This window comes from Paenibacillus sp. ACRRY, assembly GCF_022346995.1.
GTDB lineage: Bacteria > Bacillota > Bacilli > Paenibacillales > Paenibacillaceae > Paenibacillus.
This window is the reverse complement of record NZ_JAKRNM010000005.1, coordinates 247,575-258,334: the sequence shown is the minus strand read 5'-3', so window position 1 is coordinate 258,334 and position 10,760 is coordinate 247,575. Positions and strand designations below refer to the sequence as shown.

Here is a 10,760-nt window from a genome sequence, read left to right as displayed (position 1 = left end):
TTTTTTCCAGTAATACGGACCATTAATACAGGTATTTAAACTTCAAGAATGAAGCCATTGAACATGAAGATTCCTTAAGGGCATCTATGTAGTCTTCTCTCGTTTTACACACTCAATAAGCACAGCCAGAGCGGCTGTGCTTATTCGCGACCGTCACTCTTTGACAGGTGCAGTGGTCTGCCGGACAACCAGATTGGACGGCTCCGTAACAACCGGCGGAGAGTAATCCGGGTTTTCAATCATCGCAATCAAATACTCAATCGACTTGATGCCGATAGAATAGATGTTTTGATTAATCGTAGTTAATCCAGGCTTAAATACCTGAGCGTAATACGTATTGTCGAAGCCAACGACCGAAATGTCCTCAGGCACGCTTAGACCGTGTTTCTCAATTTCATGAATCGCACCGAATGCAGCCATGTCTGAAGCGCAGACGATCCCTGTTGGTTGATCTTTCAATGCCAGCAATCGCCGTGCTGCCTTACTTCCCTCTTCGAAGGAATAATCACATACTTCGAGATAAACTGTGGAATACGGAATACCGCATTCGCGCAGTCCTTCACGGTAGCCTTCCAGCCGAAGATTGGCTACAGCAGGTCCCAGTGTACCCGAAATATAGGCTATCTTGTGATGGCCCAGCTCATGCAAATGCTTGACGCTCATTGCAATGGCATTGGAATTATCCGTAGTAATATACCCGGCCCGTTTGCCAAACAAATCCGTGTCAATAAACATGGTCGGGATCTCTGCTTGAACCAATTCCTCGATACTTTTGTTGTCTCTTCCTTCTCCGAACACAACAACGCCATCCACATTCCGGCTGCGGCAATGTTTGATAAACGAGTATCCCGGATCGTCGAAACGTGTGGACAAACGGACAAGATCATAACCGCTATTCTCCAGTGCTGTCTTGATACCTTCCAGCAATTCTGAAACAAACGGATTGGTAAAGGGAACCGTGAGCAGCACCCCTACCGTCCAAGAACGGCGTTTTACAAGTCCGCGAGCCACTACATTCGGTTGATATTTCAATAGTTCGATGGCTATATTGACTTTTTTGCGAGTTTTGTCACTTACATCGGGATAATCGTTCAGCACTTTGGAAACGGTTGCAACAGATACGCCCGCTTCTTTGGCCACATCATGGATAGAAGCCACCTGATCACCTCAACCTCTTTCAAATCCCCTGTCTCCGGCTGCATTTACTATGTCATTCGGCAGGTTTGTCTACCCATTATAGCTTAAAACAGCCAGAAACGGTATCGCAGGATACTGGAGTGCTAACAGCCTATATTTGCCTGTCCAATTTTCTCAGATCGAGGGCAAGATTCTCCATCGTGGTTGCGAATACAGCAAGTTCCTCCGAACGGGAAGCTTGGCGTCTCGCTCCTTGAGATGTGTGCTGCGATTCTTGTTGTACACTTCCAAGCTTCCTCATAATCTGTTCGAGGTTCGCCTGGATTTTCCCCTGTGCCTCACGTGAACTGGCTGCGAGCTTCCGGACTTCACTTGCAACAACCTCGAACCCCCGTCCGAATTCGCCTGCATGCGCAGCTTCGATGGCTGCGTTCAGACCAACCAGATGGCTTTGCTCCGAAATTTCACGAATGAGTTCTCCCATCTTGCCGATCTGATGGATCTCATCTGTTAATGCCTCCAGCAATTCATGGGCTTGATCCTGTGAGGCAGCCGTTTCTCTCGCAACATCGGAAATAGCCTGGGCATTCTCGTTCAATTCGCAGATCATTCCCGTAAGTTGCTGGGTAATCTGCGTAACCGCCTGCAAAGTATGCTCCTGTTCTTCAGCAAGCTGATTCAGTTTTTCCTTTTCCTTCTTCTCATAAGCTTCAAGAACAAGCTGGGAGTCGAGATTAAACATTTTGCTCAGCGCCTGAATAACACGATGCCAGGACTCAGGGATGACTTGCTGAAAGATGCTTGTTGCAATATCGAGATAAACCATATATGTCCCCAGATAATAATCTTCAGATAATCCAATGCGTGAATGCACTAATCCAATGGCAATACGCTGTTCAATATAAGCCTCGTCCACTATGCCGTCAGTCATGGACAGCCAGTACATTTGCTGCGTTTCCTTCAACCGTTCAATGGAAGAAAACCGGGTGATCATTTCTGCAAGCTCAGGATACCTCCCGACATGATTGTAGAAGTGATCCACCACGTCATGCACAACCTTCTGGAATACCGGCCTGTGGTCGGCAAGCAATTGAAGATCTGCTTTTGTCAGACCAATATAATCGAGTTGCTTTTGTCTTGCTGCAGTAATACTCATAACTAGTTCCGTCAACTCCTTAATAACTACTAAAAATCACCAATTTGTAAAATTACTGTACCGATTATAGACTAAATGACCTAAATTTACATAAACCATTAGAACTAATTTGTCACGAATTTAACTTATGGTGTCAGTTTTTTCGCTTGTTTTATCAACTGTTCATGCAAAAAGACCCCTTCACCTGCCGTGAAGGAGCCTCACAGCAGGCATCAGGAGCCTGATCCGGAATGGTTTTGATACAGTTAGCGATTCAACAGACTGCCCACATAACGCAGCAGTTCATTTGCGCTGGCTGCCGTATATCCATGTTCTTCAATTAATCGTTTGATGACCTCGTTCATCCGTTTCAATTGTGTAGCATCTGGTGTTTTGGTTGAAGTCGTAATCTTGACGATGTCTTTCAGGTCTGCAAACAGCTTCTTTTCAATCGCTTCCCGCAGTCGGTCGTGGCTGCTGTATTCAAACTTGCGCTCTTTGCGGGAGTATGCTGAGATACGGATCAGAATCTCTTCCCGGAATGCTTTTTTCGCATTTTCGGATATACCGATCTGCTCCTCAATTGAACGCATTAAACGCTCATCCGGATCCATCTCCTCATCGGTTAACGGGTCACGGATTTTGGACCAGTTGCAGAAGGCCTCGATGTTATCGAGGTAGTTTTCGAACAGCGTTTTGGCAGACTCTTCAAACGAATACACAAATGCTTTTTGCACTTCCTTCTTGGCCAGTTCATCATATTCTTTACGCGCCAGAGCAATAAAGTTCAGGTAACGCTCGCGTTCTTCTTTGGTAATGGAAGCATGCTGATCCAGACCGTCCTTGATTGCCCGCAAAATATCCAACGCGTTAATGCACTGAAGGTTTTGCTTAATCAAAGCACTGGATATCCGGTTGATGACATAACGTGGATCAATGCCGGACATACCTTCATCCAGATACTCATTTTGCATTTCACGCAGATCGGCTTCCTTGTAACCCTCAACTTCCTCACCATCATACATCCGCATCTTTTTAACGAGATCCATGCCTTGTTTTTTCGTTTCCTTCAAGCGGGTAAGTATGGAGAAAATAGCTGCGGTCCGCAGCGCATGCGGCGCAATATGAACATGTTTCATGTCACTTTGCTGAATGAGCTTTCCATAAATCTTCTCTTCTTCGGAGACCTTCAGATTATATGGGATAGGCATAACAATCATCCGGGATTGCAGGGCTTCATTCTTTTTATTCGAGATAAATGATTTGTACTCGGACTCATTGGTATGAGCAACAATCATTTCATCGGCACTGATTAAGGCAAACCGGCCTGCTTTGAAATTGCCCTCCTGCGTTAGCGATAAGAGGTTCCACAGAAACTTTTCATCACATTTCAACATCTCCTGGAACTCCATCAATCCACGATTCGCCTTGTTTAACTCGCCGTCAAAACGATACGCACGCGGGTCGGATTCGGAACCGAACTCGGTAATGGTCGAGAAGTCGATGCTGCCTGTGAGATCTGCGATATCCTGTGACTTCGGATCGGACGGACTAAATGTTCCGATTCCTATTCGGTTGTCCTCGGAGATGATAACCCGTTCTACCTTGACGCGGCTGATATCCCCGCCATATTCGGTACGTAGTCTCATCTGGCAAGATGGGCACAGGTTGCCCTCAATGCGAACACCAATCTCCTTTTCCACTTCGGGACGAAGCTCCAGAGGGATTAAGTGCAGGGGTTCCTCATGCATCGGGCATCCCTCGATGGCGTAAACGGCACCCTTTTCAGTCCGCGAGAACTGTTCAAGACCCCGCTTCAGCAATGTGACGAGCGTCGACTTGCCTCCACTTACAGGACCCATAAGGAGCAAGATCCGTTTCCGTACATCCAGACGGCGTGCTGCCGAATGGAAATATTCCTCGACCAGCTTCTCAATGGAGCGATCCAGCCCGAAAATTTCCTGTTCAAAAAACTTGTACCGTTTATGCCCCCCGACTTCTTCCACCCCAAACGATTCAATCATCTGGTACACTCGTGCGTGAGCCGTCATCGCCGGAGTCGGGTCCTCTCTCAGCAAAGCAATATAATCTTCAAATGTTCCATTCCAAGACAAACGGTCACTCTCTGCCCGATATTCCGCAACGCGTTCAAAAATATTCATGCTTGGTACCTCCCATGGCTCCTTTAGTGTGATTGTCAACCATTCCGAATGGTATGAAGAAATCAATAGAATTGCAGCTCCTGCTTGAATACCAATCTGCGGTCCGGATTAGTCCCGCCACCCTCTGTCCAAACGTCTTGTTTTGTTGTGAAAAGTGTATTACATACCTATGCGGCAAATCGGATAAGTTGACCTCTTTTTTTCAATTCACGGTTCATAATTTCTCCTTTTCCCTGTTCTATCAGACATCTTGTGCCCTCAGAAAAAAAAGCACGGTTATGATATAATTAAGGTTCTAAATTCAGGAAACCGGACAACGTCCCGTCACGGACAACTTCTTAAGAAAGGAGCAGGAACGATGGCAGTAAAATACGAGACCGAGTTATATTCGCCTCTAAAAGCATTTTTCGAGAAGCAGGGATTCCTGATCAAGGCAGAAGTCAAACACTGTGACCTCGTCGGAGTCAGATCTGATCAAGACGAGCCCCTTATTGTGGAGATGAAAAAGACCTTCAATCTTTCGTTGTTGCTCCAGGGGATGCAGAGACTAAAACTTAGTCCGTTCGTTTATCTGGCTGTAGAGCGCAACCGGAGCAAACGCGGGGCTGTTAACCAGCGCTGGAGCGAACTCACAGCACTGTGCCACCAGCTTGGGCTTGGCCTGATTACGGTGACGTTCTACAAGACAAAATCACCACTCATTGATGTGCTATGCGAGCCTGCGGCAATGAACGGTACAAACCAGACTTCTTCCCGTAAAGGTGGAGTAAGGCGTCAGCGGCTGCTGCGGGAATTTGAAGAACGCAGCGGAGACTATAACACGGGCGGCAGTACCCGCAGGCAGCTGGTAACCGCATATCGGGAGAAGGCGCTGCGTGTCGCTTCTGCCCTGCGAACCCAAGGCGAAGCCTCCCCTGCCGTGCTTGCGAGACAAACCGGAGTTGGATCTGCTGCAGCCATTTTGCAGAAAAATTACTATGGTTGGTTCGAACGATTGTCACGCGGAAAATACGTACTTACGATCAAAGGGGCTCAAGCCCTTACCGAGCATTCTCATATGCTGGAAGACCATGATACATTAGAACATCATCTAATGGTGCCAGGGAGTCTGGACTCTCCCGAGGATTTTATTGTGGAACAGCTAGGGGAAATTGCGGAGGCAAGAGAGCAGTATCTGGTACACCAAGGCAAAGCTTCTGGCCCGTTGTCCCAAAATAAATAAATAGATGAAAATAAATAATTGCAGTAATTATGTTGCATACAAAAGAGCCTGTAATCTCCGAGGAGATCACAGGCTCTTTCTAAATAATTCTATATAATAGCGATTAGAAGCTTGCTGCTACTTCAGTTGCCAATTTCAGGCCAGCATCAACGATCTCTTGGGAACGATCAGGTGAAGCATTGTGACCTTCAACGATAACGAGCTCAGGGTTTTGGATACCCCAGAAGTTCAGTACGTTTGTTACATATTTTACGGACATTTCAGCAGATGCCATTGGCTCAACAGAGTAAACGCCGCCACGTGCATTCAGCAATGCCACTTTTTTGTCGCCAACCAAACCTACAGGGCCTTCAGCTGTGTATTTGAACATTTTTCCAGCTTGGCTCAGGTAGGAAATGTAGTTTACCAGTGGTGCAGGAACAGTGAAGTTCCACAGTGGGAATGCAAATACCACTTTGTCAGCTGCCAGGAATTGATCTTGCAATTGTGCTGCGAGTGCAGCAGCTTGCTGCTCTTCAGCAGTTGCTTCGATACCGTTAGCTGCTTTATATCCACCTGTAATTACAGTGTTACCGTAGTAAGGGATATCTGTATTGTAGAGATCCAACTCAGTGATGGTGTCACCTGGGTGAGATTCTTTGTATGCGCTCAAAAATGCATCGTACAATTTGACGCTGACTGCTTGATCCGCAGGACGGTCGTTTGCTTTTACAAATAAAATGTTGGACATGTTCGTTCCCCCGTTAGTTAAAATATATGAGTGCTTCTCCTGAAATCGCGTTGAATACAGCATATAGAAAGAAAATAACAACTCATTAAATCATATTATATATAAAAATGTTAGTGGATGCAATAACGTAATTACTTTGGGTTATGATATCCCTTTATTTGTTCTTCTAAATTTCATCTTATTTACTTAGGAATCGCAGTTCTCACTTTCTTTTAGAGGAAGCCGCTCTCGCTCATTTTAACATTCCGCTAATTGCGGGCAGTGAATTCTGAGATGGCTTCACTGATCAGGTTCATGCCCAGCAGCAGCTCGTCGCGTCCAGGATGACTAAAATTCAATCGAATGTGACGGTGATCCTGGACGCCTGTGGAACAGAGAGAACCTGGCAGAAAGGACACACCTTTGGAAAGTGCCACTTTGAGCAATGCTCCGCTATCCAGCCCCTCGGGAAGTTGAATCCACAGATACATGCCCCCTTTGGGGATGGTATATTGAACCCCTTTCCAGCCAGGCCTTTTGAGCAACTCAAGCATCAGCTTCAGTCTGATTTTGTACTCCCGGTTTAGCATGGAGAGATGGTCACTCCATTTAAATGGAGACTGGGCGAGCAGCTGATATAATAATCGCTGATTCATTGGACTGGATTGCCCGTCTGCAATCCGTTTGACCGAAGCCATGGCTTGTATCAAGGCAGGATGTCCTGCTGCCCAGCCCGTGCGAAGTGCAGGTGCAACCGTTTTGCTGAACGAACCAATATATAGTACATGCCCGCCTTGATCAGCAGTATCGAGCGCAAATAACGAAGGAAACCTGCGATAAAAGTCCGCCGTCTCCAAACCGTCGAAGTGCAGTTCGCCATACGAGTCATCCTCTACAAGCAAAACCCCGTAACGAGAGCACAGATCAAGCACCGCCTCTCTCCGTTCCATGGACCATAACATGCCAGTCGGATTAGAGAAGCTTGGCGCAGCAAAAAGCAGCTTCGGTCTAAGCTGCTGCATGTGGTGCTCCAATAGATCTGGCAATATGCCATCTGAATCTCCAGGTACAGGCACAATTTTGGCCCCTTGCATTTCCAGAACTTCAAGACAGCCCGGAGAGGTAGGATGTTCTACCAACACAGAATCCCCCGGCTCCAGCAGCAGACGCATCACCAAATCAATCGCCTGCTGGGTTCCTGTGGTTAATAAAATCTGCTCTGGCACTGTACGTATGTCTTTTCGGATATTCCAGTCCGTGTCCAGCCATTCTCTCAAAGGCCTGTAGCCTGCCGGCTCACCATACTGAAGAGCAGATGGCCCAGAACTGAATACAGACACGGCCGCTTCTTCCAGCAGCTTGAACGGAAATAATTCCTCTGCAGGTAACTCTTCGGCCAGAGAAATGAAATAATCCCGGCCAGACATCTCACGAATATCCCGGAGTGGCGAAGACAACAGCCTGTTTGTACGGGAGGCGAAGAAATATTTCATCGGTCCGTTCCCCTTTCATCAATTCCGAACTGTGCTCGCAGTCCACAGCCACTTCAACCTATTCCTGCTGAACGCCGAATATGACGATCGGACCTGCCTCCTGATTCAAAGCCTGCACCTTTATAATGAAGAACGGTTATCAGGAGAGTGTCTTGGCCTGTCTCGCATATAAGGCATAGCGTTCAATAGCTTGCGCGCGGCTGCTTACATCCAGCTTCACATAGATTTTGCGCAGATAGTTATCAATGGAACGTCGGCTGACGTTAATCTCACTGGCTATTTTATCATAGGTTACGCCCTGAACAATTCTTTCCATGATAAAAGTTTCGGTTTCTGTCAGTTCCACCAGAAATTCTTCTCCCGGAGAGTCAGATGGTTGAGCCCATTCAGTGCTTGTAAGCCAGGAGATCGGAATGGATACGCATCCCTCCCGCAACCCGGAAATAAGGTGAATCAGCTGGCTAGGGGAAGCCTGTTTCGACAGCATGCCGCTTGCACCAAGACCCATAAGATGACGAAACAGCTTCACATTGTCTTCATCTGTCAAAATAATAACATGACTATGCACGGATGCATTTTTCATCTGAGTAATATATGGATCTGCTTGCCCTTCAGGAAGCCGATAATCCATTAAAATGAGATCGGGTTGATGGATCTTCACCAATTCTAGTCCTTCTGTACCTGTTGAGGTCATCCCCCGTACAAGTAAATCCTGCTGCTCTTCCAATATCAATTTGGTACCCAGCATGCTGGTGGGGTGGATATCTACGATGACCACCTGCCATACTTTTTTCATGATTGTTCCCCCTGGTTATGTATTGGACAAATACTTTTCTACTTTTTTGCCTGATTCTATTACCATACTTGCGACAGTCCACGTATAGAAGAAGTAAAGTCGAATAATGTCGAAATTTGATGAATAAATAGCCAAGCAGCGATACAACTGCTTTATTTCATCAAAACTGCATCATGACATTGCAATATATATGCCTCACTCATGCAAAATATAGTATAATTTTCCTGTATCTCTAGCTAAAAAGGTCGAAAATCATGCCCAAAGTTCCTACTTATTGCATCTATAAGAAATTGTATCCTAGGACTTCCATCCGATGCAATCTCTTTTTGTCCTATTACTTAAAGAATTTCATTTTTGCGTAATCAATAGTGGCATGATAGAATGAGGATTGGAATTTTTTTTGTACCTATTAATAACCAGGAGTGATGATATGAAACCTTCTGCTCAACCTTCTGACATCCATCACACCCGGAGCGCCAAAGGCAAGGCCGGATCTTCAGTCAAGCTTTTTCTGGTCATGTGGATTGTTCTCATTGCACTGGGAGTTGTGGGAACCTACTACTATAGTAACCATCTTCAGAAGCAGATGCTTAGTCAGATTCAGGCCCATAATCAGCAGCAGATTGCCGCGCTAAAAGCGGATTACGAAAATCAGCTAACAACGATATCGAAGGAAGTAGCCGACCTGCAGGGACAAGTTCAATCCTTCAATGAGCTACTGACGTTTACTAAGGATAATGCAAGCGACAAAACGGATAACAGCAATAAATTGTACACACAGCTGAGCGAAGTCAAAAAGCAACTGGAAACTCTCCAGAAAAAGATGGACCTGCTCAAATGATTACACCCGTAAAACAGGTTAATCGTTTTTTTATGCTTGCACTTGCTCCTTTTATTGGATTGATCATCTGTTTGCTGCTGCTTCGCCCCCCGTTTGAACCCGGGGAATTAATTCATTCCGGACTGTCAGAGGAAACCGTTACTCCCCAGACCCAGGCTATACGCCAGGAGCTTGCTGGGGCCAAGGAAGCTGCCGTTCAAACTTCTTCTTCTATTAAAAGAACGACAGAGCTGTATAATCGTACGACCAGTACGATGTCTACCATCGTACAATCGGCGTCGGTACAAGCCGCACGTCCGGAAACGATATACAATCAGCGTATTTCCTCCAAGCTTGGCGTTCCCATTGAACGGGTTAACAGTGACCGGCTTACGATTGAACTCTACCGAGTAAACCCAGGCACGTATAAGGGGTACGCGATGAAAGTTAAACTGAAGGACCCTACGGCCATGAAAATGGCTCTGAGCAGCGAACCTGGAAAAGCGGAGACAACCATGCAGGCCGTTAAGCGAAATGGTGCGATCGCCGGAATCAATGCAGGCGGATTCGCAGATAGCGGCGGGAAACGATATCCGCTCAGCACTACGGTCATGGACGGTAAATATGTGAACGGCTTCCAAGCCAGCTTCAAGGATCTGTTTTTTGTAGGGCTTAACGATACAGGCGAACTGGTAGGCGGCAAATTTTTTGATAAAAACTCCCTGGACCGCCTCAAACCACAGTTCGGCGCAACTTTTGTACCTGTCCTGCTTCAGAACGGCAAGAAAACAGCCATTCCTGCCAAGTGGAAGGTGTCCCCCAAGAGGGCCCCGCGTACCGTAATTGGCAATTACAAGGATGATCAGCTGCTTATTATCGTCGTGGATGGATACAACGAAAGCGGAAGCTCTGGTGCCACTCTTGAAGAGCTTCAGGGTCGATTATACAAACTGGGCGTAGTGGATGCCTACAATCTGGATGGCGGCGGCTCCTCCTCGCTAATCCTGAACAATCGGGTCGTGAATCATCCATCAGATGGCAATCTCAGACCTGTGCCTACTCACTTTTTATTTTACAAATGATTATGTATAGGCATTCCTTTTCTTCCTTTATTGGTTATAATAGAAGAAAGTGCTAAATGTACAGGAGGTGGCAAGTGTATGTCGTTCTCATTGACATTCTGGATTATCGCAATCGTACTTGCATTGTTTATGACAGGCATTTTCACTGCAGCCTACAACAACGACAAAACCAAGGGCCTTTAATGGCCAAGCCTCTCTTGTGAG

At 46.4% G+C, this 10,760-nt stretch carries 9 protein-coding genes; 3 read left to right on the top strand and 6 right to left on the bottom strand.

All coding sequences use genetic code 11. The features are described from left to right. Positions 1-153: 153 nt before the first annotated feature. The 3 genes from MH144_RS19560 to MH144_RS19550 all read right to left on the bottom strand — a co-directional run bounded on the left by MH144_RS19560 (position 154) and on the right by MH144_RS19550 (position 4,434). Positions 154-1,158 carry a LacI family DNA-binding transcriptional regulator gene (locus MH144_RS19560; RefSeq protein ID WP_239303187.1) on the bottom strand — a complete coding sequence of 335 codons (1,005 nt, stop codon included), beginning with the start codon at positions 1,156-1,158 and terminating at the stop codon, positions 154-156. Between the two features lie 130 nt (positions 1,159-1,288). Then, positions 1,289-2,293, bottom strand: a complete 1,005-nt coding sequence (locus MH144_RS19555) for a globin-coupled sensor protein (protein WP_239303185.1) — start codon at positions 2,291-2,293, stop codon at positions 1,289-1,291. Between the two features lie 245 nt (positions 2,294-2,538). After that, entirely contained in the window at positions 2,539-4,434 is a 1,896-nt protein-coding gene (locus MH144_RS19550; RefSeq protein WP_095288253.1) for a PrkA family serine protein kinase, read from the bottom strand. A 358-nt stretch (positions 4,435-4,792) separates the two neighbouring features. Here MH144_RS19550 and MH144_RS19545 point away from each other — a divergent pair, with 358 nt between their 5' ends. Beyond that, on the top strand, positions 4,793-5,656 hold the full coding sequence (locus MH144_RS19545; RefSeq protein WP_239303183.1) for a DUF2161 domain-containing phosphodiesterase: 864 nt from the start codon (positions 4,793-4,795) through the stop codon (positions 5,654-5,656). Between the two features lie 103 nt (positions 5,657-5,759). Here the strand turns inward: MH144_RS19545 and MH144_RS19540 are convergent, their stop codons facing one another. From MH144_RS19540 to MH144_RS19530, 3 genes are all read right to left on the bottom strand, one after another. Further along, positions 5,760-6,449: an FMN-dependent NADH-azoreductase gene (locus MH144_RS19540; protein ID WP_481857377.1), complete on the bottom strand. Its 690-nt coding sequence runs from the start codon at positions 6,447-6,449 to the stop codon at positions 5,760-5,762. Between the two features lie 185 nt (positions 6,450-6,634). Further along, positions 6,635-7,858 (bottom strand): aminotransferase-like domain-containing protein, encoded by a 1,224-nt coding sequence (locus MH144_RS19535; RefSeq protein ID WP_239303174.1) that lies wholly within the window; start codon positions 7,856-7,858, stop codon positions 6,635-6,637. A gap of 139 nt (positions 7,859-7,997) precedes the next feature. Further along, complete coding sequence (locus MH144_RS19530) at positions 7,998-8,654, bottom strand: response regulator transcription factor (RefSeq protein WP_095359066.1); 657 nt, start codon at positions 8,652-8,654, stop codon at positions 7,998-8,000. 430 nt (positions 8,655-9,084) lie between these two features. Between MH144_RS19530 and MH144_RS19525 the strand changes: the two genes are divergently transcribed. Then, positions 9,085-9,495, top strand: coding sequence for a uroporphyrinogen-III C-methyltransferase (locus tag MH144_RS19525; RefSeq protein ID WP_095359067.1), 411 nt, complete (start codon positions 9,085-9,087; stop codon positions 9,493-9,495). Next, entirely contained in the window at positions 9,492-10,556 is a 1,065-nt protein-coding gene (locus tag MH144_RS19520) for a phosphodiester glycosidase family protein (protein WP_239303172.1), read from the top strand. Before MH144_RS19525 ends, MH144_RS19520 begins: the two co-directional genes overlap by 4 nt. Positions 10,557-10,760: the final 204 nt, after the last annotated feature.